This window comes from Streptomyces rishiriensis (assembly GCF_003112535.1).
GTDB lineage: Bacteria > Actinomycetota > Actinomycetes > Streptomycetales > Streptomycetaceae > Streptomyces > Streptomyces rishiriensis.
On the sequence record NZ_BEWA01000001.1, the window covers coordinates 122,010 to 144,887 of the forward strand.

Below are 22,878 nucleotides of genomic sequence, written 5' to 3' on the forward strand. Positions count from 1 at the left end.
GTGGCTGCGCCTCCTCATGCGGCCCGGGGCACGGGCCGGGGCGGGGTCTCCTGGGCGGGGCGCCGGCCGCTCACCTGGTTGACCGCGTCCGGCACGGGCTGCCCCGTCAGGGCCAGGCGCACCGAGCGGGCGACGGCGATGCCGGCCTTCTCCTGCGCCTCGTCGGTGGACGCGCCCAGGTGCGGGGTGGCCACGACCTGGTCGAACTCGAAGAGCGGGGAGTGCGTGCAGGGCTCCTTCGCGTACACGTCGAGTCCGGCGCCGGCGACGCGGCCCTCCTTCAGCGCCCGGTACAGCGCCTCCTCGTCGACGATCCCGCCGCGCGCGGCGTTGACGATGCGCACGCTCGGCTTGACCTTGCGCAGCGCCTCGTCGCCGATCAGGCCGACCGTCTCGGGCGTCTTGGGCAGGTGGACGGTGATGAAGTCGGAGACCTCCAGCAGCTCGTCCAGCGAGAGGACCTTCACGCCCATCTGCGCGGCGCGCGCGGGCTGCACGTAGGGGTCGTGGGCGACGACCTTCATCCCGAAGCCGGACATGCGCTGCGCGACGAGCGCGCCGATGCGGCCCAGGCCGACCACGCCGAGGGTCTTCTCGGCGAGCTCCACGCCCGTGTACCTGCTGCGCTTCCACTCGCCGTTCTTCAGCGCGGCGTCGGCCTGCGGGATGTGGCGGGCGGTGGCGAGCAGCAGGGCGCAGGCAAGCTCGGCGGCGGTCACGATGTTCGAGGTGGGGGCGTTGACGACCATCACGCCGGCCTTGGTGGCGGCGCGGACGTCGACGTTGTCCAGGCCGACGCCGGCCCGTGCGACGACCTTCAGCCTGGCGGCTGCGGCGATCGCCTCGGCGTCGACCTCGGTGGCCGAGCGGATCAGGATCGCGTCGACGTCGGCGAGGGCCGGGAGCAGTTCGGCTCGGTCCGCTCCGTTGCAGTGCCGGATCTCGAAGTCCGGGCCGAGCGCGTCCACGGTGGCGGGCGAGAGCTCTTCGGCGATGAGTACGACAGGTCTGCTCATGGGAGATTTCCCTTCCTCGGTGGGGGCGGGGCGGGCGGGAGCGCGGCGGAAAGGGCGTCAGCCGCCCGCCGGGTACCGGCCCCCCGCGTACAGCACGGCGGGCGGCCGTTCGTCGGCGCGCGACCAGGTCACGGCGCCGGCGACGAGAGTGTGGTCGAACACGCGGACAGAGCTGCTGACGTCGCACACCGCGGCCACCGAGGCCGCCGCCAGCACCGGGACGCCGTGCTGCGGGCGCCAGGACACGCCGCCGAAGCGCTGGGCCGCGGTGCCCGTCGCGAACTGCCCGGCCAGGTGCCGGTCGCCGAACGCCAGCACGTTCACCGCGAAGGCGCCGCTCGCCAGGACCTGTTCCAGCGTCCGGCTCGCCGTGGACAGCGAGACGAGCAGCGACGGCGGCCGCAGCGACAGCGACATGAGGGCGTTCACGGTGCAGCCGACCGGCCCGTCGGGGCCCTGCGCGGTGATCACCGCGACGCCCGTGGGCAGCCGGGCCATCGCGTGGCGGAACGCCTCGTCCGGCACTGCGGGAGGCGCGGACAGCAGGCTCTCGGTCGTCATCGGTGCTCCCCGTCTTCGGGGCCGCCGGTGTCACGCAGAGTCCGTTGCATGATCGTCCTTTCTGGGGGGAGGTCCGCGCCCAGGGCTTGCTGGGCGCTCAGCAGCTGCTCGAGCGCGCGGTCGACGACGCCGGGGCGGGGCCGGCCTCGCGCGGCGGACTGGGCCGCGAAGCGCAGCGTGCGGGGCAGTTCGCCCCAGGCCGCCGACGCGGCCGCGCCCGACTCCGGGTGGAGGCGGCCGTCGGCCACCGCGAACGCCAGCGCGTAGGTGTGGTGGCGGGCGGCCGCCCACAGGTCGTCGGCGTACCGGGCGAGCGCGGTGGCGTCGGTGCGCAAGGCGCCGGCGATCGCCGCCAGCGACGTCTCCAGACGAAGGCTCCAGGTTCCCGGGCCGGGCGCGGCGCCGCCTGCGGGCGGGGCGGCCTGCCAGGTCAGCCATCGGTAGTGCCCGGCGGAGGGGACCGGTGTCTCCTGGCCGAGCGCGAACCGGTCGCGCCGCACCACCTCCGGCGGCGGGTCCGGCACGGGGGCCAGGGCCGCGGCCAGGTCGGCGTCGCCGATCCAGCCGTGGAAGGGTTCCTGGTCGCCGAAGGGGGTGAGGGCGCTGAAGTGGTCGGCCACCCGCCAGCGGCCCGCCCGGTGCTCGTGGATCAGCAGCCAGTGCGGGGCGTCCGCCCGCCCGTGGGCCGCCGCCCAGGGCAGGTGGCGGGTGTTGCCCGCGGCCAGGACGCGCTGCTCGCGGTGCAGGGTGTCGAGCAGCGCGGCGCGGGCCGCCGGCCAGCCGGCCGCGCCGCGGTAGGCCAGCTCCCGGCCGTCCCCGGTCCGGTCCACCCGGGGGTGGTGGGAGAAGGCCAGTTCGCCGGGGGGCAGGTCCAGGCGCACGGCGAGGCGGACGCCCTCGGCGAACCGGCGGCGCACGCCCGGCACGTCGGGCGCCAGGTGGGCGAGGAGGTTCGTCGTGTAGCAGCTGAGATCCGGCATCGTGGCCGGCGCGCCGGTCAGGTTCACGAGGGGTCCAAGTCAGGGCGAGGGGCGGAGAAGGCGCAGCTCAACGGCGTCCGCGAGAGGTCGCGCAGGCTGATCCACTGGAAGTCGTGCCACTGGCCGCGGCGGCGGCCGGGCCGGATGTCGATCGCCCAGGGCCGGCCGGACAGCCCGGTCCCGGCCGCTTTGACGCAGGCTTCCTGGGCGGTCCACACCCAGGCGAACTCGGCCGCCCGGGTGCGCTGCGGCAGTGGGGCGACCTGCGGGGTGTGGGCGCCCAGGCAGCGGCGCAGCAACGCGTCGGGGACGCTGTCGGGGGGCTGCTGGACGTCGACGCCGACCCGGCGGTGCCGGGCGACGGCGACGGCGACGGCGTCTCCGTCGTGGGAGATGCTGATGCCCGTGCCGGGGGCTCCGGCGAGGACGGGGCGTCCCTGCTCCTCGGCGAGCACCGGCTCGTCGGCCAGTTCCGGGAGCGTGGCGCGCAGCAGGTGGCGCAGCAGGGCGCGGCTGGCGAGGAACTCCTCCACCCGCCAGCGGGGCAGGACGGCCGCGGCCGCCCGGTCGTGGGGGTGCGGGTCGGGGCGGGCCCACTGGCCGCGTTCGCCCCGCGCCACCCAGACACCGGGGGTGACCTGGAGCGTCAGAAGAGTCATGAGCGCAACTCCGTGAGTAGGGTGTCCGCGTGATCGGCCACCGCGGCGAGGACGACCTCGGTGACGCCGCCGCCGATGCCCAGGACGCCTGCCTCGGCGCGGATGGTCTGGGCGCCGTCGCGGGCGAAGCCGTCGGCGCCCTGGAGCTGGGCGCAGGCGGCCAGCACGGGGTCGGCGACGAGGCCCGCCGCGGATTTCAGCAGGGCGGCCGCCGCGAGGTCCTGGCGGCGGGTGACCCGGTCGCCGAGGCTCTCGCACAGCGCGCGCAGCTGGCGCACCTGCACCAGGCAGGCGGCGTAGCGCTGGCGCACGGCGTCGTGGTGCCACAGGGGCCGCCCGTCGCCGTGCCGCCGGGTCAGCCGTTCCCTGGTGTCGGCGAGGACCCTGCTGGTCAGCGCCACCGTCCACAGGGCGCCCGCCAGGCGTTCGGTGCCCATGTGCCGGGCGAAGAGCGCCATGCCGCGTCCGGGCCGCCCCACGATGTGGTCGGGCGGCAGCCTCACGCCGTCGAGTTCGACGTGGCCGGTCGCCGAGCCCGCGAGCAGGTCGCTGCCGGCCGGGCGCACGCGCACACCGGGCGCCGTGGCGGGCACGAGCACCCAGGTGAAGCTGGTGAAGTGCCGGCCGGGCCGGTGCCGGGCCAGGACCAGCAGCCGGTCGGCGGCGCACGCGGTGGTGATCCAGCGTTTGCCGCCGGTGAGCAGCAGCCCGTCCGCTGAGATGTCCACCTCGGTGCCGAGGCCGGCCAGGTCCGAACCCGGCGCGGCGCTGTCGGTGGCGGCGAGCGCCACCGTCGCCGCCCCGGACAGCGTCTCCTCGAGCGCCTGGCGTACGGGTCCCGTCGCGGGGGCGCAGGCGGCGAGGACCGGCAGTGCGCCGGCCGCCTGGACCAGCACGCTGAGGGTGACGCCGTTGTCGCCGCGGGCGTCCACGGCCCCGATGAGGGCGGCGAGGCGGGCGGGGTCCACGGCGGCGGTGGTCCCCGGGGCCGGGCCTGCGGGGTCGTAGAGGTCGGCCAGGACGCCCGCCTCGCCGAGCGCCGCCCACACCTCGGACACCGGTGCGGCCGCGGGAAGCGCGGCCAGCGCGGTGGCCGCGCGCGGGCGGTGACGCGCGGTCGGGGCGCGACCGGTCTCGATCAGGTCAGGCAAGGCGCACCTCCGCATCGAGCAGGGCGAGCTTGCCGTCGACCAGGTGCAGGCGGTCGTTGCTGTAGTTCAGGGCGGCCGAGCGCAGGTCCCGCAGGCTGTGTTCCAGGCGGGTGGGTGAGTCCTTGAGGTAGCCGTGGCGCATGCCGACGGCGTCCACCAGGTCGTCGACGGCCCGGTGGCACTCGTCCGCCGCGGTGATCTTCAGCGCGTTGAGCAGCAGCTGGACCCGGGGCACGCTGAGGTCGTCGGCGCTCGCGACGACCTGGCGGGCGCGCTCCAGCAGTGCGTGCACCGTGTCGATGCGCTGCCGGGCCCGGGACAGCCGGGTCAGCAGCAGTTCGGAGTCCAGGTCCACGCGCCCGCGGGTGTGCGGGGAGCGCAGCAGTTTGACGACGCGGGAGAGGGCGCCCGCCGCGGTGCCGAGCCAGCACGCCGACCAGCCCAGGTGGGCCATCGGCCCGAACACCGTGGTCACGATGGTGCGGAACGCGCCGTGCTCGCCCACCACCTGATGGGCGGGGAGCGTGCCGGTCAGCCGCAGGGCGACGCTGTGGCTGGCGCGCATGCCGAGCGGCTGCCAGTGGCCCGACCGCTCGACGGTGAGCTGGTCGCGGTGGGCGTAGACCAGCGACACCTGATGCGGGGAGGCCGGGGGCGGGCTCTGCATGGTGACCAGGAAGCCGTCGGCGTACTCGCCGCCGGTGACGATCGGCGCGAAGCGGTCCAGCAGGAGCTCGTCCTCGTGTGCGGCGAGCGCCGACCGGCTGCTCAGCAGGTGGCCGCCCTTGCCGGCCTCGGTGGTGACGGACGCCAGGTACATCCGGCCCGCGGCGATCTCGGGCAGGAGTTCCTCGCGCAGCCTGTCGTTGGCGTAGCGCACCACCGCGGCCACCTGCTGGCAGTGCATCACGAAGATCATCGCCACGGACGTGTCGACCCGGCCCAGGGCGATGCCGGCGCTCACCACGTCGTCGGTGGTGCCGCCGAGGCCGCCGTGCGATGCGGGGACGAGGAGGCCGAGCAGGCCGGTGCGGCGCATCTCCTGCAGCGCCTCGAGGGGGAACGAGGCGTCCCGGTCGGTGCGTTCGACGTGCTCGGCCGCCACGGCGGCGACGCGGGCCACCCGGTCGGCCACTGCCGTGGCGCCCGGCCCGGCGGCCGGGGCGGGCCGGGCGGGGGCGAACGTCGGCGCGCTCACGCGGCCCTCACCTGGGTCCCGTCCGCGCCGTGGTGGGCGCCGAGCGCGGCGTGCACCACGCTCCACAGGCTGCCGGCGGTGGCGAACGTGTCGTCGTTCATGTCGTCGTCGGCCAGGGTCACGCCGAAGGCGTCCTCGATGGCGAAGAGCAGTTCGATGGCCTGCATCGAGTCCAGGCCCAGCTCCCGCAGCGGCGCGTCGGGGGTGATCTCCTGCTCGCCGAGGAACTTCAGGAACGGCGTGAGCAGTTCGGTGAAACGGGTGTCCATCACTTCACTCCGGGGTCGGTGCCGGCCGGGGCCGGGACGGTGGTGCGGGTCAGGTGGATGCGGGTGATCTCGGGGGCCGCGCCGGGGCGGTCGCCGTCGACGACGGCTTCCGCGGGCAGCGGATGGCCGAGGAAGGCGACGAGGCTCGCGCTCAGCCCGTACGCGCCGACGTTGGGGACGGCGAGGAGGTCACCGGGGGCGAGCGCGGGCAGCTTCGCGGCGCGCGCCCAGGTGTCGAGCGGGGTGCACAGCGGGCCGGTGACCAGGGTGTCGCGGAGCGGACCGCCGTCGCCGTCGGCGTCGGTTCGGGCGCCGTGCGGCACCAGGCGGGGGTTGAGGGCGGGCAGCCGCCGCAGTCCCGACATGCCGCCGAGGTGGTTGATGCCGGACTCCAGGACGACGACGTCCTTGCCGTGGGAGCGCTTCACGTCGAGCACGGCCGTCAGCAGGACCCCGGCCGTGCCCACCAGGTAGCGGCCCGACTCGAAGACGACCCGGGTGCCGTCGGTGTGCCGGGCGGGCAGTTCCGCGTCGAGCAGCGCGGTCAGCCGCGGCCGCAGTCCCGACAGGTCGATGCGCTCGCCCTGCGTCGCGAACGGCGCGCCGAAGCCGCCGCCGAGGTCCAGGACGCGGATGCGCGTCCCGTGTCCCGCCAGGGCCGCCGTGAGCGTCTTGGCGGTGTGCAGCGAACGGGTGAACTGGCCCACCAGCGCGTCCACTTCGCCGAGGTTGGTGCCCATGTACAGGTGCAGGCCGGCGACCTCGGCGTGCGGCCGGCTCGCGAACAGTTCCGGCCGGTCGAGGACCCACCGGGTGTCGGCGCCGAACTGCGAGGCCACGCCGGTCATCGCCAGGCCCTGGCCCGGCACCGGCTGGTCGTCGTTGACGCGCAGCAGACACCGTGCGGCGACGCCGGCCCGGCCGGCCAGCCGGTCCAGCTGCCCGATCGCGTACGGGGAGTCCACGGAGAACGTGCGCACGCCCAGCCGCAGCGCGTGGCCGATCTCCTCGTCCCGCTTGCCCGGACCGGTGTACAGGACGTCCGCGGCCGGCCAGCCGGCCGTGAGCGCGGCCTGCAGTTCGCCGGTGGAGCACACCTCGGGCAGCGCGCCGCGCTCGCGCAGCACGGCCAGCAGGCGGGGGTGGGCGTTGGCCTTCAGGGAGTAGTACAGGCCCGCGCCGCCCGGCAGCGCCTCCACCAGCGCGTCGTGGTTGCGGCGGACCTCGGCCAGGTCGTAGACGTAGGCGGGGGTGGGCAGGCGCGTCAGGACGTCGTCGGGCGCCGGCGGGGCCGGCCGCACGGTGCTACCGGGCCGCGGCACGGGAGGCCTCCTGGGTCAGGGCGGCGAGCGCCTTGCGGTCGACCTTGCCGTTGCCGGTCAGCGGCAGCGCGTCGACGACCAGGCAGCGGCGGGGGATCTTGAACTCCTCGATCTGCTCGCGCAGGGCCTGGAGCACCTCGGCGGGCGACAGCTCGCCGACCGCGAAGAGCACCGCGGGGCGCGGGCCCTGCGGCGGCAGGACGGCGGCGGCGGCGACCGCCGGGACGCGGCGGGCGGCGGCCTCGACCTCGGTGGCGCTGACGCGGAAGCCGTTCTCCTTGTAGATGTCGTCGCGCCGGCCCTCGAAGTACAGGTATCCCTCCTCGTCCACCCAGCCGTAGTCACCGGTGTGCAGTTGCGGCAGCAGGCCCTCCACCCGGTGGAAGCGCTGCGCGGTGAGCTCGGGGCGGCGCCAGTACCCGGCCATGACGTTCGGGCCGCGCACCACGATCTCGCCGACCTCCCCCGCAGGCCTGCGCCGGCCCTGTTCGTCGACGACGAAGACCTCGGTGCCCGGCAGTGCGCGCCCGCTGGAGCCGGGCCGCTCCAGGTCGGCGTCGGGCGGCATGATCGTGGCCCGCTTGCACTCCGTCAGACCGAACATCAGCTGCACCCGCAGTCCCGGCAGCGCCGCACGCAGCGCCTCGAGCGTCTGGGCGGGCATCGCCGCGCCGGTGTTCGTCAGGAGCCGCAGCGGCGGCCGTTGCCGGGGGGTGCGGCGCAGCAACCGGGCCAGGGCGTCGGCCACGGACGGGACGGCGGCGAGCACGGTGGCGCCCGTGCTCGCCAGGTTCCCCAGCAGCGCCGGGCCGGCCTCGGCGGGCCGGCCGATCACCACGTGGGCGCCGGCCTGCGCCGACAGGAACAGCTGGTAGAGGCCGTAGTCGAAGGACAGGGGCAGTGGGCTGTAGACGACGTCGCCCGCACGGTACTCCAGCACCGACTGGATGGCCGTGGCGGCGAACGTCAGCTGCTGGTGGGTGCTGACGACGGCCTTGGGCAGCGCGGTGGTGCCGGAGGTGTAGATCAGGCACACGGGGTCGACGGTGAGCGGGCCGGGCGGCGCATCGCGCGGCGGGGGCGTGCCGGTGAAGGCCACCGCGGCCACCGCCGGTGTGCCGGCCGTGCGCACCCCGCGGCGCTGCGCGGCCGCCTGCGCGAGGGGGGCGTCGGTGACGAGCAGGGCGGGCTCGCAGTCGTCGAGGACGTGGTCGAGCTGGATGCCGTGGACCTGCTCGTGCAGCAGGGAGAAGGCCACTCCGGCCCGGGAGGCGGCGTACACCAGCGCGGGCTGGGCGGTGGATCCCGGCGCGCAGATCACGAGCCGGTCCCCGCGCCGCAGTCCGCAGGCGTGCAGCCAGGCGGCCAGCCGCCGGGAGGCCGCGTCGAGTTCGCGGTAGCTGAGGGTGTGGCCGGCGCTGGTCACGGCGGGCCGCTCGGGCCATTGGGCGGCTGCCCGGTCGAGGAGGTCGTGCAGCAGGTCGGTGTGGGCGGACATCAGTTCCCTCCGGTGCGTGCGACGGGACGGGCGGGCTGCGCCGCCGGGCCGGCGGGCTGGGCGCGCAGCACGATGCGGCAGATGCCGTCGACGTGGTGCAGGTTCTCGGGGACGAGGTCGTCGGCGTCGAACTCGACGGACAGCTCGCGTTCGAGGCGTTCGACGATCTCCACCACCCGGAAGGAGGTGAAGCCGGGGACGTCCGCCAGCGGGCGCCCCTGGAGCAGGGCCGCCGGGTCGGCCTTGAGGACGGCGCCCGCGGCGGCCGCGACGCGGGCCCGCAGCAGGGCGGGCACGGGCGTCGCGTCGGCCGGCCGCGGCGCGGGCGCGCGGAGCGTGGCGGGGCCGAACGCCTCGCGGTCGCGGCCCAGTTGCCGCGCCAGGCGGGTGAAGACCTCGCGGGCCTCGGGCCGGCCGCGCTCCACCCGCCGGGAGCCGAGGTAGACGCTCTCGGCCAGCGACTGCCACGCCTCGACGTGGGCGAGGGCCGCTTCGTCGTCGGCGAGCATGCCGCGCGAGCGCAGGAAGCGGGCGTGCAGCCTGCGGGAGCGGGCCAGCAGCCAGGTCTCCAGGGTGAGCCGGTCGAAGGCGGCGCGCCGGTCGGGGTGCTCCGCGTACGCGGCGACGTAGGCGGCGGCCGTCTCCTCGTCCGCCAGGTCGGCTTCGGCCGCGGCCGGGGCGGGGGGACGTTTAGCCGGGGCGAGGGTGAGGGCCAGCGCCGGTGGGGGCACGGCGGCGGCCAGTTCGGCGCGGCTGAGCGGGCGGCGCACCGGGCGGGCGCTGCCCCAGGGCGTCTCGTTGTGGTAGCCGTCGACCACGACGGCGTCCGCGTCGGGGGCCGGTTCCAGCAGGAAGCTGTGCTCCATGTGCCGCCGTCCGGCGTAGGGCACCCACGGCAGGTGGAAGGCGTCGGCCACCACGTAGCGGCCCTCGGCCGGGGTGACGGCCTCGCCCGGTGCGGTGGTGCGGCGCTCCAGGACGGCGAGCCCGAGGCGCTGGGCCGCCTCGCCGAGCTGGTCGGCGGCGCAGCGTTCCACCGTGGGCAGTCCGTGCGGTCCCGGCAGCGGGCGAAAGCGCAGCACGGCGCCCAGGTCCAGAGAGGTTCCCGGGCCGTGCCAGCGCTCGGCCAGGATCGCCAGGTTGACCTGGACGCAGTCGAACAGCGGCCAGGGCACGCGGGCGGGCAGGGACGCGCAGGCGGGCCCGGGGGCGGGGGCGGGGGCGAGGTCAGCGGACATGGACGGCTCCCGCACCCGCCGGCTGCTGCACCGGCTCCAGGGCGCCCATGGCGCGGCGCAGCGCCTGCGGGTCGGGGGCCTGATCGCTCAGCTCGCCGTCCAGGAACTGCTGGTAGGCCCCCAGGTCGAGGTAGCCGTGGCCGCTGACGCACACCACCACGCCCTTCTCGGCGCGCAGCAGGCCGTCGTTGCCCTCGGCTCCGGCGCCCGCGAGACGTGCGGCCGCGGCCAGCGCGTGGCCGGACTCGGGGGCGGGCAGCACCATCTCGCCGCGGGTGAAGCGGCGGCCCGCGTCGAGCGCCTCGACCTGCCCGACGGCGGTGGCCGCGATCTGGTCGCGGTGGCGCATCGCGGAGAGCACCTTCGCCGCGCCGTGGAAGCGCAGCCCGGCCGAGTGCGAGTCGGGGATCGGGTAGGAGCTGCCGATGGTGTACATGGCCTCCATCGGCCCGGTGCCGGTGGCGTCCGTACGGTCGTAGGCGTACGTGCCGCGGGTCAGCTTGGGCGTGGTGCTGGACTCGGCGGCCACCAGCAGCGGCGGCTTCTCGCCCGCGGCGGCCGCGGCGGAGAAGAAGGGCAGCGCGATCCCGCCGAAGTTGGAGCCCGCGCCCACGCAGCCCACCACCGCGTCGACCGACGCGTCCAGGCCGGCGAGCTGGTCGGCGGCCTCCAGGCCGATCACCGACTGGTGCAGGATGCTGTAGGTCTCCCCGCTGCCGATGCAGAACGCCGCGCCCTCGGTGCGGGCGGCGTACTCCACCGCCTCGCCGATGGCCAGCGACAGGCTGTTGACGTCGCCGCCGGCGCGCCGGGCCACCTGGGTCAGGGGGCTGGGGCTGGCGTGCACGGTGGCCCCCAGGGTCCGCATCAGCGTGCCCCGGTACGGCTTGCGCCGCAGGCTGCCCCCGACCATGAAGACGGTGCACTTCATGCCGAACATGGCGCAGGCCGCCGCCAGGGCGGTGCCCCACTGTCCGGCGCCGGTGCCGCTGACGAGTTCGCGCACCCCGGCCCGCGCGTAGTAGTAGGCCTGTGCCAGGGCGGTGTTGAGCTTGTGGCTGCCGGAGATGTTGCCGCCCTCGTACTTCACGTAGATCGGCACCCGCGCCCCGACCGCGCGCTCGAAGCCCCGGGCCCGCCACAGCGGCGTGGGCCGGAACGCCCGGTAGGCGTCGGCGACCTCGGCCGGGATCTCCCAGTACTCCTTCAGCTGCACGCTCTGGCGCACCAGCGCCATCGGCAGGTTGACCTGCACGCCGCCGGCCGCGGCCCGGGGCGTGCGGTCGGCGGGCAGCGGCTCGTCCAGGTGCGGCAGGACGCTGCGCCAGCGGGCGGGCGGCTCGGCACGGCTCATCGGGACGCCTCCGCCGCGGACAGGACGATCTCGATCAGGTCGTGGACGGTGTGGAAGCTGCGCCCGACGAACAGGTCGTCGGGCAGGACGATGTCGAGTTCGTCCTCCAAGCGCACCAGCATGCCCACGAATCCGAGGGAGTTGACGCGCAGGATCTCTCCGTTGAGCGGTTCGTGGTCGTCGATGTCGGCAGGCCGCAGGGACAGCCGGGACTCGGCGATGACCACGCGCTTGACGGACTCGGTGACCGCGGCGCGGTCCAGTCCGGTGATCATGGTTCCTCCGTGAAGGGTCGGAAAGGCCGGGAAGGCCGGGAAGGCCGGGAAGGCCCGGGGAAGGCCGGGAAGGCCCGGGGAAGGCCGGGAAGGCCCGGGGAAGGCCGGGAGGGCCCGGGGAAGGCCGGGAGGGCCCGGGGGTGGCCGGGAGGGCCCGGGGGTGGCCGGGAGGGCCCGGGGGTGGCCGGGAGGGCCCGGGGGTGGCCGGGAGGGCCGGGGGGGGTCAGGGCCGGGACGCGGTCAGGGGGCTGCGCAGCGTGCCGCGCGCCTGGACGACCCAGCTGTGGGTGACGAGCGAGCCGAGCGTGACCGGGCCGCGCACGTGCATGCGGCCGGTGCTGATGGAGATCTCGGAGCCGAGGCCGAGGGTGGGGCCGTCGTGCAGCCGCAGGGAGCCGTTGACGACGATCGCCGCGGCGTCGGCCCGGCGGGTGAACTCCTCGCTCACGCCGGCGTCGCGGGCGAGCACGCCCTCGGTGTGCCCGGAGCCGTAGCGCCGGATGTGGGCCAGCGCCTCCTCCAGGCCCTCGACCGGGCGCACGCCGATCGTGGCGTCGAGGAACTCGCGGCCGAGGTCGTGCTCGTGCAGGTCCTCGATCCGCCAGGGCCGCTCGCCGGCCCGGCCGCCGGGGCGCGGCACCCGCGGGTCGAGCCGCACGGCCACCTGGCGGTCCTCGCGCTCGGCGGCGCGCAGGATCGCGGACACCAGATCAGCGGCGACCTCGGCGTCGACGAGCAGCATCTCGGCGGTGTTGCAGGCGGTCGGCTCCGGCAGCTTGCTGTCCAGGGCGACCTCGGCGGCGAGGTCCAGGTCGGCGCTGCGGTGCACGTAGAGGTGGTTGACGCCGCCGCCGCTGGCGATCACCGGGATCGAGGAGGCGGTGCGGCAGTAGTCGATGAGCGAGGGACTGCCCCGCGGGATCAGCACGTCGACGGCGTCGGGCCGCTTGAGCAGGGCGCGCAGCTGCGTGCGGTCGGGGTCGTCGAGGACGGTGACCAGGTCGGCCGGGAGTCCGGCGGCCTCCAGGGCCTCGCGGGCCACGACGGACAGCGCCCCGTTGGTGCGGGCGATCTCCTTGCCGCCGCGCAGCAGCACGGCGTTGCCGACCGCGACGGGCAGCAGGGCGCCCTCCACGGTGACCGTGGGCCGGGCCTCGTACACCATGAACACCACGCCGAGCGGCTTGGGCGTGCGCAGCCGGATCCCCCAGTCGCCGACGGGGACCCCGGTGTCGGGGGCGCTCACCTGGGCCAGTTCGGACAGGGCGGCACGGGTGAGCTGCTGGAGGCGGCCGAGGTGGGCGTCGGTCAGCCGCAGCCGGTCGAGCAGGACCGGGGACAGGCCGCGCTCCCCGGCGAGGGTCAGGTCCTGGGCGTTGGCCTTCAGGACGGCCGGCCAGTGGCGGGCCAGGCGCTCGGCGAGTTCACGGCAGTAGCGCGCGTACGCCGGGTCGCCGGTCGGCGGGGCGGCCGCCAGGGCGGCGCGGGCGGAGGTGAGCAGTGCGTCGGTCATGATCTCCTACCACATGAACTGGCCGCCGTCGACGATCAGCTTCTGGCCGGTGACATAGCCGCTGAGGGGGCCCACGAGGTACTCCAGGGCGTCGGCGATGTCGTCGGGGGAGCCGATGCGACGTTGCGGGATCTCGGACAGGACGGCGGCGCGGTGGGGGGCTTCGTTCAGCCGGAAGCGGGTGATGAGCTCCTCGGTCTGGGTCATTCCGGGGATCAGGCAGTTGACCCGGACGGCGGGCGCCAGCTCCAGGGCCAGGCACTTGGTGAGCTGGAGCAGTCCCGCCTTGGCCGCCGCGTAGTTGGCGCCGTTGAGGCGGGGGCGGATGCCGGTGGTGGCGCCGACGTTGACGACGGCGCCCTCCCCCGCGGCCAGCATGGCCGGGGCGAAGGCCTGGGTGAGGTGGAAGGGTCCGGACAGGTTGGTGTCCAGGACGCGCTGCCAGTCGGATGCGGTGAGGTCGAGGAAGGGGCGGTCGATGTTGACGCCGGCGTTGTTCACCAGCACCCGCGGCGTGCCGTGCTCGGCGAGGACGTGCCGGGCGGCGGCGCGCACCGCGTGGCTGTCGGCGACGTCGGCGCGCACGGCGATCAGGCCGTGCTCGCCGGCGGCCCGCCGGGCGGCCTCCTCGTCGGCCCGGTACAGGGCGACGGTGCGGTACCCCAGGCGCACCAGGCGCCGGGACAGGGCCAGTCCGATGCCGCGGGTGCCGCCGGTGACGACGGCGAGCGCAGGGGGTTCGGTCATGGGGCGTGCTCCTGTGCGGCGGGGGTCGTACGGGCGAGGAAGTCGTCCAGGTGCCCGAGCAGGGCGCCCTGGTGGGCGGGGTCGAAGACCTCGAAGTGCCCGCAGGGCAGGTGGCGTACGGCCAGCCGGTCGGCCAGGCTGCGCCAGCGGTCGATCTGCCGGGCGCGGTGCTCGCTCTCGCAGGCGATCAGCAGGGCCGGGCCGGCGCCGCGGGCCTCGGTGCGGTGGGCGGCGCCGGCCCTGATGTGCGCCAGCGCGGTGGCCCGGGCCCGGGCGGAGTCCCGGCCGCCGCCCAGGGTGGCGACGGAGCGTTCCACGGCGGCCAGCAGGTCGGCGCGGACGGTGTCGCCGGCGCTCTCGCGTTCGGGGAAGCTGTCGATGAGGACGACGGCGGGCGCGGGGCCGTCCTGGGCGAGCCGGGCCGCCAGCTCCCAGGCGATCACGCCGCCGAGGGACCAGCCGACCAGCAGGTTCGGCCGGCGCGGCAGCCCGGTCAGCAGGGCGAGGTATCTGCGGGTCATCTCCGGGACGCTGTCGTCGGGTTCCTCGCCGGCCAGCAGGCCGTCGGCGCGGATGCCGTGCACGGTGCCGTGCCGGGCCAGGCGGCTCGCGACGCCGAGGTACTGGGCGAGGCCGCCGCCCGCCGGGTGGATCAGCAGGCTGTCCAGCGGGCCGGGCCGCTGCGCGAGCAGGACCAGCAGGCGCGTGTCGCCGGTGGGGGCGGTCATCGCGCACCGTCGCGGGAGCGGGTGATCCAGGCGGCCTGGGCGCGGATGGTCGGGTCGAGGAAGAAGTCGAGGACGGGGATCTGCACGCCGTGGCGTTCCTCGATCGCGGCGCGCGCGCTCATCACGTTGAGCGAGTGGGCCCCGTAGTCGAGGAGCGAGCGGTCGAGGGGGACGTCGGCGCGTCCGAGCAGTTCCCCCCACAGGTGCTGCAGCCACGCTTCGAGCGGGTCCTTCGCCGTGGTGAGGGCCCCGCCGCCGGACGCGGCCTCCTCGCGGACGGCTTTTTGCGCCTCCTTCAGCAGGGCGGGGCGGTCCACCTTGCCGTTGCGGGTGAGGGGCACGGAAGCGACCTCGAACACCCGCGAGGGCGCCATGTATCCCGGGACCGCTTCGGCCACCCGGCGCCGCACGTCGTCGGGGAGCGGCGAGCGGCCGTCCTCCGGCACGAAGAACAGCGCCAGCTGCCGGTCGGCCCCCTCCCCCAGGACGGCGGCCACCGCGAGGCGCACGTCGGGGTGGGCGGCGGCCGCGGTCTCCAGTTCGCCGAGTTCCACCCGGTAGCCGCGGATCTTGACCTGGTCGTCGTCGCGGCCCAGGAAGAGCAGCGTGCCCTGCTCGTCGCGCAGCACCTGGTCGCCGGTGCGGTACATGCGGGCGTCGTCGCCCTGGCCGCGCGGGTCGGGCAGGAAGCGTTGCGCGGTGCGCGCGGGGTCGCCGACGTACCCGTGCGCGGGGCAGGCGCCGCCCAGGTGCAGCTCGCCCGGCACGCCGAGGGGGGCGAGGTGGCCGGTGGCGTCCACCACGTGGGCGGTGGTGTGGGTGATCGGGCGGCCGATCGGGACGTGGTCCGGCCACGGTCCGGCCCCGGTGAGCCGGTGTGCGGTGACGGCGTGCGTCTCGGTGGGGCCGTAGAGGTTGACCAGGCTGATGTGCGGCCGGTCGGCGAGGAAGCGCCGGATGCCGTCGTCGAGGAGCAGCTGCTCCCCGGAGACGCACAGGTGGCGCAGGTGCGGCAGGTCGTCCCCGGCGTCCTGGGCGGCCCGGGTGAAGGGGCGCAGGGCGGCGACGGGGAGGTAGAGGTGGGAGATCCGCAGCGCGCTGACCCGGGCGAGCACCGCGGGCAGGTCCCTGCGGTCGGCCGGCTCGCGGGAGACCAGGGTCCCCCCGGCCACGAGGGTGGGCACGATCTCCTGGAAGGAGACGTCGAAGCCGAGGGGGGCGTACTGGAGGAAGCGGGTGCGCTCGTCCATGTCCAGCGCGTCGAGCTGCCAGGCGGTGAGGTTCACCAGCGGACCGTTGCCCATCAGTACGCCCTTGGGGCGCCCCGTGGAGCCGGAGGTGAACATGATGTACACCCCGTCGCCGCCGCCGCTGTCGTGGCTGGCGCCGTCGTCGTCGTGGAGGACGGTGCCGTCGTCGCCGTCGTGGCTGGCGCCGTCGCTGTCGTGGAGGACGGTGCCGTCGTCGTGGAGGACGGTGCCGGCGCCGTCGCCCGCCGCGGCCCCGCCGGCCGGCGGCGCGTCGCCGTCGCCGGCGGCGCTCAGTTCGCTCAGCGCCACGACCCGGGCGCCGTCGACGGCGCCGCGGCCGACGACCAGCCGGCAGCCGGCCTTGCCGGTCATGTAGGCGAGCCGTTCAGCGGGCAGGGTCAGGTCCAGCGGCAGGAACACGGCGCGCCGCTCGAGCACGGCCAGGACGGCGACGACCGTGTCCACCAGCGTCGGCGTGGTCAGGCCGACCACGGCGGCGGGGCCCACTCCGCGCCGGGCCAGACCCGCCGCGGCGCAGCGCACCAGCTCCTCCAGCTCGCCGTAGGTCACACGGCGGCCGTCCTCCTCGACGGCGATCGCCTCGGGCCGTCGGGCCAGGCCCGCGCGCACCCAGCGGTGCAGGTCCGGGTGGGCCGGCCGGCGCCAGAAGCCGTCGTGGGCGCGGGACTCGGCCGACGAGGCGTCCTCGAAGAGTTCGGCCAGGACCGTGCCGGGGCGTTCGACGGCCCTCTCCAGCAGGCCGGTCAGTGAGTCGGCCAGCGCGCCGGCGAGCGGTTCGGGCAGCAGCTCGCGGTCGTGCTCCAGCTCGAGGAGCCAGCCGTCGGGGCCGGGGGTGACGCCCAGCCAGAGGTCGAACTTCGCGGTGCCGTTGCCGTGCTCGCGCACCCGCCGGACGGCCGCGCCGGGTTCCGCGTCGGTCGCGTCCTGCATCGCGAGCATGCAGGAGAAGACCGGGTTGCGGTTGGTCGAGCGGTCCGGTGCGACCAGGCGCACGACGCGGTCGAAGGAGAGCGCCGCGCTGCTCTTCACCCGGTCCGCCTCGGCCCGGACCGTCTGGGTGACGAAGGCGTCGAAGCGCTGGCCGAAGTCGACGTCGACGACGAGCGGCAGGGTGTTGACGAAGAAGCCGCACAGGTCGAGCGAGCCCAGCGTGCGGCGGGCCAGCACCGGGCTGCCGAAGACCACCTGCGTGTTGCCCGAGTGCCGTGCGAGGAGCGCCGCGTAGAGGGCCGAGAAGAAGACGAACGGGCTGACGCCGAGCGCCGCGCAGACCTCGCCGAGGGCCCGGGAACGCTCCGGGGAGAGCCTGATCTCGCGGCGGGCGCCGGTGAAAGCGGTGGTCGCGGGCCGGTTCGGCCGGGGGTGGAGCACGGTGGCGGGCGCCGCGCGCAGCCGCTCGGCCAGTTCGGCGGCCGCCCGCTCGACGTGCTCCTCGTCGGCGGCCGACAGCTGCGCGGCCAGCTCCCGGCACAGGGCCCGTTCACGGGCGACCCGCACCCGGTCGACGTCGAGGTCCGCGCGCACGGCCGCGGTGAGGTCGCGGACGAACTGGCGCAGCGAGAACCCGTCGAAGACGAGGTGGTGCACCACCAGCAGCAGCGTCGAGCGGGACCGGTCGACGGTGTGCAGCAGCACCGCCCGCAGCAGCGGGGGCCGCTCCAGATCGAAGGCGTGGCCGCCGAGTTGCTCGAGCAGTTCGGCGCGCCGCCGGTCGAAGCCGTCGGCGTCGCTCGGCACCACCCGCAGCGGCGCCTCGTCCGGGACGGTTCCCAGTTCGGCGTGCGGGGCGGGCCGCTCGCGCACGGCCAGGCGCAGCGCGGGCTGGACGGCCAGCACGGCGCGCAGCGCCGGGCCGAGGTCCGCGGGGGCGAGCGCCGGGTCCAGTTCCAGCTCGGCCACGACGTTGTAGAGGTGCGGGACCGGCACCGAGCCGTGCACGACGAGCAGGCCCTGCTGGGCCGCCGTCAGCGGCAGGGTGGCGAGCTGCGGGGTGACGGTCATCGCACGCTCTCCGCGGGCAGGAGAAGCCCGTGCAGCCACTGCTGGAGATCCCCGACCGTGCGGACCGCGGCGAGGCCCGTCGGATCGATCTCCTGATCCGGGTCGGGTATCAGCTCACTGGCGATCCGCACCAGGGACAGTGAATCCAGTCCGACCTCGGCCAGCGGGGAATGGTCGTCGAAAGGCACACGCACATACCTCCTGACCGCCGAAACGATGTCGCCGCCGGTCACGTCGTCCGTACGGTTCATTAATCAGGCTCCTCAGGCAACGGTCGCTTTTATGACGCGTGAAAGATGATTCAACGATTGCCGAAGAGCGGTCAAGCAACGCTTGTGCGGGAATCGAGTTCTTCGATGAGACGCCATCGGATTCCTCGATGGGCCGCCATAGGATTATTCGATGGGACGTCATCGGGTTTTTCGATGGGAAATCCCGAAAGGGTGGCCGAGGGACCCGTGAACAGGGATTTCGGGAGAGGGAAGAGGGGAGGCGGGCCGCGGCCGCGCCGGCGGGCGGGGCGGGGCACGTGCGTGCCGGCGGCCTCGGCGAGGCGGGGCGCGCCGGCGGGCGGGGCGGGGCACGTGCGTGCCGGCGGCCTCGGCGAGGCGGGGCGCGCCGGCGGGCGGGGCGGGGCGCGTGCGTGCCGGCGGCCTCGGCGAGGCGGGGCGGTGCAGCCGTGCGCCCGCCGGCCCGAACCGGGAAGGCGCCGCGTGCGGGCGCCCGGCGGGGGCGGGTGCGGGTGCGGCGGAGCGGGTGCGGCCGGGCCGGGTGCGCGGGTGCGCCGGAGCGGGTGCGGCCGGGCCGGGTGCGCGGGTGCGGCGGAGCGGGTGCGGCCGGGCGGGGTGCGCGGGTGCGGCCGGGCGGGGTGCGCGCCGGTGGCGCCGTCAGGGCTGCCGGCCGGCCGCCGCGGCGGCCTGCTTCGCGGAGTGCCGGCGGGCCTTGGCGCGGTTGCCGCACACGCGCATCGAGCACCAGCGGCGGCTGCGGTTCTTGGACACGTCCCAGAAGACCCAGGCGCAGGCGTGCTCGGCGCAGCGCTTGAGCCGGGCGGCCTCGCCGGTGACGACCAGTTCGCTCCATGCGATCGCGAGGCCGGCCAGAGCCTTCCTGACCGGCGTCAGGTCCGCCGCGGGGGACAGGACGGCGCCGTCCCGGCGGGCGCCGCGGACCGTGATCAGTACGGGCAGCTCCCGCAGGGCCTCGTCGGCGCCGGCGAGGAGCGCCGCGTCGGCGGTGTCGCCGACGTGGACGCCCAGTTCCTCCCGGATGCCGGTGCGCAGGCGCAGGCACAGGGCGTGGTCCTCGGCGCCGGTGCGGCGTTCGCGGTCGAGCAGCCCGCGCTCGACGAGCCAGGCGGACAGCGCGCCCGGCGTGGCCAGCTCGTCGGTGCCGAGCTCCACGTCGACGGTGTTGGCGAAGGCCTCGATCAGCCGGGCGCACGCCGGGGCTTCGGACATGGGTCATCTCCTCGCAGAGAGTCCAGCGTACACCCCGGCCTAACCGGTCAACGACTTCACCGGGTAGCGGACTTGGTTCCGGACGTGTCAGACTCGCCCCCTCGGGAATAACCACTGAAGGCGATAGCCGGTTAGGGGAAGTGATGAGCGACCAAGCCGTCCAGACCGCGAAGGCCCCGGTGGCAGCGGTCGCGGACACCGGGGTGGAGGCGGCCGCGGCGGGCCCCGGCGGGCCGCGCGCCGGGGAGCCGGCCGCGCGGCACGGCGGCCGCAACGCCGCCGTCCTCCTCGTCTTCACCGCGATCACCAACCTCGCGGACGGCGTCACCAAGATCGCCCTGCCGTTGCTGGCCACCCGTGTCTCCGCCTCCCCGGCCCGGATATCGGCGGTGTCGCTCACCCTCTCGCTGCCCTGGCTGCTGGTGGCCCTGCACGTCGGCGTCCTGGTCGACCGCGCCGACCGCCGGCGCCTGCTGTGGGGGGCGAACGCGCTGCGGCTGCTCGCGCTCGGCGCGCTCATCGAGGCCGCTCTGGCCGAGCGCGTCACCATCGCCGTGCTCTGCGTCGTGGGCGCGGTCCTGGGCGTGGCCGAGGTCATCGCGCTGACCTCGGCATCGGCCCTGATCCCGGCTCTGGTCCCGCCGGAGGGCCGCGAGCGGGTGAACGCCTGGATCGCCGGGGCCGAGACGGTCTGCAACGAGTTCTGCGGCCCCTTCGTCGGCGGCCTCCTGCTCGCGGCGGGCACCGGCTTCGCCCTCGGCGCGACCTGGGTGTCCTACCTGGCGGCCGCCCTGGTCCTGCTGCTGCTCGCCGGCCGGTTCCGCGCCGCCGGGGACACCGCGCAGGCCGGGGCCGGGGCCGGGGCCGGGGCCGGGGCCGGCGGGAGCGTCAACCGGCAGATCGCCGGCGGCCTGCGCTACCTGTGGCAGCACACGCTGCTGCGCACCATGTCCCTCATCCTGACGGTCCTGTGCGCCTGCTGGGGGGCCTGGCTGGCGCTCATGCCGCTGTTCGCCACCGACGTGATGCAGCTCAGCCCCCGCCAGTACGGGACGCTCCTGAGCGCGCTGGGCGTCGGCGGCCTGACCGGCGCCCTCACCGTGACCCGGGTGAACCGGGCCCTCGGGCGCCGCTGGGCGATGTTCGCCGACCTGGCCGGCACCTTCGCCATGATGGCCGTGCCCGCGCTGACCACCGACCTCTGGGCGGTCGCCGCCGCCGCCTTCGCCGGCGGCATGGGCGGCACCCTGTGGACGGTGAACGCCCGCACCATCGGCCAGCGCCTCGTCCCCGACGCCCTGCTCGGCCGCTACACCGCCGTGAGCCGCCTCTTCAGCTGGGGCGCCATGCCCCTCGGAGCCGGCGCCATGGGCCTGCTCGCCCAATGGCTCGGCCTGCGGCTCGCCTTCTGGGTCTTCGCCGCGTCCGTGGCCGTGACCGTCGTCCCCTTCCTGCGCGTCCTGACCCGCCCCGCCCTGGCACAGGCGTACGGCGACTAGCGGGCCTCCCGCCGCGTACGGCGATCAGCGGCCCTCCCGCCGCGCCCCTGCCGCAGGAAACGGCCCTCCCGCCGCGCCCCTGCCGCAGGAAACGGCCCTCCCGCCGCGCCCCTGCCGCAGGAAACGGGCCTCCCGCCGCGCCCCTGCCGGAGGAAAGGGGCGCGGCCGCGGGAGAGGGGATGCCCCCGCCGAGGCCGGGCGGGCCGGGCGCACCCCCGCACCGGCCGCTCCCCCGGCCTGCGGCGCCTTCGCGGGCACGGCCGCCCGCCCGCCACCGCGCGGGCGGCGATGCCTGGGTCCTCACCGGCGGGAGGGAAAACTCCTTCGGGTGAAGAGGAGAGCGCCGCGGATAATCCTCGCGGACGGCCGCCCGCGGCAAACGCGGAATTCAGAATCTCTATGGTCGCGCGGCGGGGGTCGGACGCACTCTTGCGGCGTTCCGGGCGGCCGCGGATATCGTTCTCGCTACGCCTCGACAAACCCTTTCCATTTTCTTGTCGCGAAGCCGAGAGCTGTTCCGGCGTCATGCGACGCGTCACGGAAGAGGACCGGACATCATGAACGCCACCTGGACCATGTACGACTGGTTCGCGGCCTCCGCAGCCGAGCACGGCGACCGGCGGACCGCGCTCGAGGTCGCCGGGGAGCACCTGACGTACGCCGAGCTCGACGCCACCGCCCGCCGGCTGGCGGCCGCGCTCCTGGCCGCGCACGGCGGGCTCCCCTCGCGGGTGGGCCTGCTGGCGGCCCGCAGCACGGCCGCCTACGCGGGCTACCTCGCCGTCCAGCGGCTCGGGGCCGCCGTCGTCCCGCTCAACCCGGCGTTCCCTCCCGCCCGCAACGCCACGATCGCCCGCGACGCGGGCCTGGACCTCGTGATCGCCGAGGAGGGCGCGCCGGGCCGCGCCGGCCTGCCGGTCCCGGCCGTCGTGCTGTCGGCCGAGCGGATGCGGGCGCTGCGCAGCGGCCCGGTGCCCGAGCTCCCGGCGTCCGCGGCCGGACCCGACGACCTCGCCTACATCCTGTTCACCTCCGGGTCGACGGGGCGGCCCAAGGGCGTGCCCATCGCCCACCGCAACGTCTCGGCCTATCTGAGCCACGTCATCGCGCGCTACGAGCTGGCTCCGGGCGCCCGGGTCTCCCAGACCTTCGACCTGACCTTCGACCCGTCGGTCTACGACATGTTCGGCGCGTGGGGCGGCGGCGCCACCCTCGTCGTGCCCGGCAAGGAGGACCTGCTCTCGCCGGTGCGGTTCGTCAACCGGCACGCCATCACGCACTGGAACTCCGTCCCGTCGGTGGCGTCCATCGCCCGGCGGCTGCGCGCGCTGAAGCCCGGCGCCATGCCGACGCTGCGCTGGAGCCTGTTCTGCGGCGAGGCCCTGATGCTGAGCCACGCGCGGGCCTGGCAGGCCGCGGCCCCCGGCTCCGTGCTGGAGAACATCTACGGCCCGACCGAGATGACCGTGACGTGGACGGAGTTCCGGCTGCCGGCCGACGCCGGCCACTGGCCCCGCCCGGCCAACGGCACGGTGCCCATCGGGACGCCCTACCCCGGTCAGGAGCACCTCGTCATCGGCGAGGACGGCCGCCCGGCCCCCGAGGGCGAACTGTGCGTGCGCGGCTCGCAGCGCTTCCCCGGCTATCTGGACCCCGCCCACGACATCGGCCGGTTCCTGTCCTTCGACGGCGAGCGGGCCGTCCCCTACGACGGTTCGCAGCCGCTGAGCGCCGCGCACTGGTACCGCACGGGCGACCGGGTCACCACCCTCGACGGGGCGCTCGTCCACCTCGGCCGCCTCGACCACCAGCTCAAGATCCGCGGCTACCGGGTGGAACTCGGCGAGATCGAGTCCGCCCTGCTCGCGCAGAGCGGCGTGACGGAGGCCGCCGCGGTCGCCCTGCACGGCCCGGACGGCGACATCGAGCTCGCGGCCGTGTACACCGGCCCCGCCCGGGACGCCGGCGCCCTCCTGGAGGGCCTGCGCGAGCGGCTGCCCGCCTACATGGTGCCGGCCGTCCTCACCGCGCTGGACGCGCTGCCGCTCAACGCGAACGGCAAGGTCGACCGCACGGCGCTGACCGCCCTGCTGTCCGCCCCGGCCGCCGCCTGACCCGCTCCCCCGCACGGCGCCGGC

19 protein-coding genes and 1 pseudogene are annotated in these 22,878 nt (G+C 75.7%); 2 read left to right on the forward strand and 18 right to left on the reverse strand.

The annotated features are described in order from the left end of the window. Window positions 1-38: 38 nt before the first annotated feature. From Sri02f_RS00560 to Sri02f_RS00650, 18 genes and pseudogenes are all read right to left on the reverse strand, one after another. Window positions 39-1,016 (reverse strand): annotated as a pseudogene (locus tag Sri02f_RS00560) (NAD(P)-dependent oxidoreductase); the annotation flags it as partial. 57 nt (window positions 1,017-1,073) lie between these two features. Then, on the reverse strand, window positions 1,074-1,577 hold the full coding sequence (locus tag Sri02f_RS00565; protein ID WP_108999090.1) for a flavin reductase family protein: 504 nt from the start codon (window positions 1,575-1,577) through the stop codon (window positions 1,074-1,076). After that, complete coding sequence (locus tag Sri02f_RS41000) at window positions 1,574-2,584, reverse strand: hypothetical protein (protein WP_174855556.1); 1,011 nt, start codon at window positions 2,582-2,584, stop codon at window positions 1,574-1,576. Before Sri02f_RS41000 ends, Sri02f_RS00565 begins: the two co-directional genes overlap by 4 nt. After that, window positions 2,581-3,216, reverse strand: a complete 636-nt coding sequence (locus Sri02f_RS00575; protein ID WP_218029816.1) for a 4'-phosphopantetheinyl transferase family protein — start codon at window positions 3,214-3,216, stop codon at window positions 2,581-2,583. Before Sri02f_RS00575 ends, Sri02f_RS41000 begins: the two co-directional genes overlap by 4 nt. Then, complete coding sequence (locus Sri02f_RS00580) at window positions 3,213-4,367, reverse strand: acyl-CoA dehydrogenase family protein (protein ID WP_245970237.1); 1,155 nt, start codon at window positions 4,365-4,367, stop codon at window positions 3,213-3,215. Before Sri02f_RS00580 ends, Sri02f_RS00575 begins: the two co-directional genes overlap by 4 nt. Beyond that, the gene (locus tag Sri02f_RS00585) at window positions 4,360-5,565 is read right to left on the reverse strand and encodes an acyl-CoA dehydrogenase family protein (RefSeq protein ID WP_245970239.1); all 1,206 of its coding nucleotides are present in this window, start codon (window positions 5,563-5,565) and stop codon (window positions 4,360-4,362) included. Before Sri02f_RS00585 ends, Sri02f_RS00580 begins: the two co-directional genes overlap by 8 nt. Then, window positions 5,562-5,834 (reverse strand): acyl carrier protein, encoded by a 273-nt coding sequence (locus Sri02f_RS00590; RefSeq protein WP_108999092.1) that lies wholly within the window; start codon window positions 5,832-5,834, stop codon window positions 5,562-5,564. The genes Sri02f_RS00585 and Sri02f_RS00590 overlap by 4 nt, the downstream gene beginning before the upstream one ends. Beyond that, a complete protein-coding gene (locus tag Sri02f_RS00595; protein ID WP_218029817.1) occupies window positions 5,834-7,156 on the reverse strand; it encodes a type III PLP-dependent enzyme domain-containing protein in 1,323 nt (440 codons plus the stop codon). The genes Sri02f_RS00590 and Sri02f_RS00595 overlap by 1 nt, the downstream gene beginning before the upstream one ends. After that, window positions 7,140-8,654 (reverse strand): class I adenylate-forming enzyme family protein, encoded by a 1,515-nt coding sequence (locus tag Sri02f_RS00600; RefSeq protein ID WP_108999093.1) that lies wholly within the window; start codon window positions 8,652-8,654, stop codon window positions 7,140-7,142. The genes Sri02f_RS00595 and Sri02f_RS00600 overlap by 17 nt, the downstream gene beginning before the upstream one ends. After that, window positions 8,654-9,892, reverse strand: coding sequence for a hypothetical protein (locus Sri02f_RS00605; RefSeq protein ID WP_218029818.1), 1,239 nt, complete (start codon window positions 9,890-9,892; stop codon window positions 8,654-8,656). The genes Sri02f_RS00600 and Sri02f_RS00605 overlap by 1 nt, the downstream gene beginning before the upstream one ends. Then, window positions 9,882-11,246, reverse strand: a complete 1,365-nt coding sequence (locus Sri02f_RS00610; protein ID WP_108999094.1) for a TrpB-like pyridoxal phosphate-dependent enzyme — start codon at window positions 11,244-11,246, stop codon at window positions 9,882-9,884. The genes Sri02f_RS00605 and Sri02f_RS00610 overlap by 11 nt, the downstream gene beginning before the upstream one ends. Next, complete coding sequence (locus Sri02f_RS00615; RefSeq protein WP_108999095.1) at window positions 11,243-11,521, reverse strand: acyl carrier protein; 279 nt, start codon at window positions 11,519-11,521, stop codon at window positions 11,243-11,245. Before Sri02f_RS00615 ends, Sri02f_RS00610 begins: the two co-directional genes overlap by 4 nt. Before the next feature lie 223 nt (window positions 11,522-11,744). Then, window positions 11,745-13,034, reverse strand: a complete 1,290-nt coding sequence (locus Sri02f_RS00625) for a glutamate-5-semialdehyde dehydrogenase (protein ID WP_108999097.1) — start codon at window positions 13,032-13,034, stop codon at window positions 11,745-11,747. A 6-nt stretch (window positions 13,035-13,040) separates the two neighbouring features. Further along, window positions 13,041-13,781 (reverse strand): SDR family NAD(P)-dependent oxidoreductase, encoded by a 741-nt coding sequence (locus Sri02f_RS00630; protein ID WP_108999098.1) that lies wholly within the window; start codon window positions 13,779-13,781, stop codon window positions 13,041-13,043. Next, the gene (locus Sri02f_RS00635) at window positions 13,778-14,509 is read right to left on the reverse strand and encodes an alpha/beta fold hydrolase (protein WP_108999099.1); all 732 of its coding nucleotides are present in this window, start codon (window positions 14,507-14,509) and stop codon (window positions 13,778-13,780) included. The genes Sri02f_RS00630 and Sri02f_RS00635 overlap by 4 nt, the downstream gene beginning before the upstream one ends. Further along, on the reverse strand, window positions 14,506-17,781 hold the full coding sequence (locus Sri02f_RS00640; RefSeq protein WP_108999100.1) for a non-ribosomal peptide synthetase: 3,276 nt from the start codon (window positions 17,779-17,781) through the stop codon (window positions 14,506-14,508). The genes Sri02f_RS00635 and Sri02f_RS00640 overlap by 4 nt, the downstream gene beginning before the upstream one ends. Next, complete coding sequence (locus tag Sri02f_RS00645) at window positions 17,778-18,032, reverse strand: acyl carrier protein (RefSeq protein WP_108999101.1); 255 nt, start codon at window positions 18,030-18,032, stop codon at window positions 17,778-17,780. Before Sri02f_RS00645 ends, Sri02f_RS00640 begins: the two co-directional genes overlap by 4 nt. A gap of 636 nt (window positions 18,033-18,668) precedes the next feature. Beyond that, complete coding sequence (locus Sri02f_RS00650) at window positions 18,669-19,241, reverse strand: CGNR zinc finger domain-containing protein (protein WP_108999102.1); 573 nt, start codon at window positions 19,239-19,241, stop codon at window positions 18,669-18,671. A gap of 143 nt (window positions 19,242-19,384) precedes the next feature. Between Sri02f_RS00650 and Sri02f_RS00655 the strand changes: the two genes are divergently transcribed. Beyond that, complete coding sequence (locus Sri02f_RS00655) at window positions 19,385-20,740, forward strand: MFS transporter (protein ID WP_108999103.1); 1,356 nt, start codon at window positions 19,385-19,387, stop codon at window positions 20,738-20,740. Window positions 20,741-21,297: 557 nt separating this feature from the next. Then, window positions 21,298-22,854: an amino acid adenylation domain-containing protein gene (locus Sri02f_RS00660; protein ID WP_108999104.1), complete on the forward strand. Its 1,557-nt coding sequence runs from the start codon at window positions 21,298-21,300 to the stop codon at window positions 22,852-22,854. Window positions 22,855-22,878 lie beyond the last annotated feature (24 nt).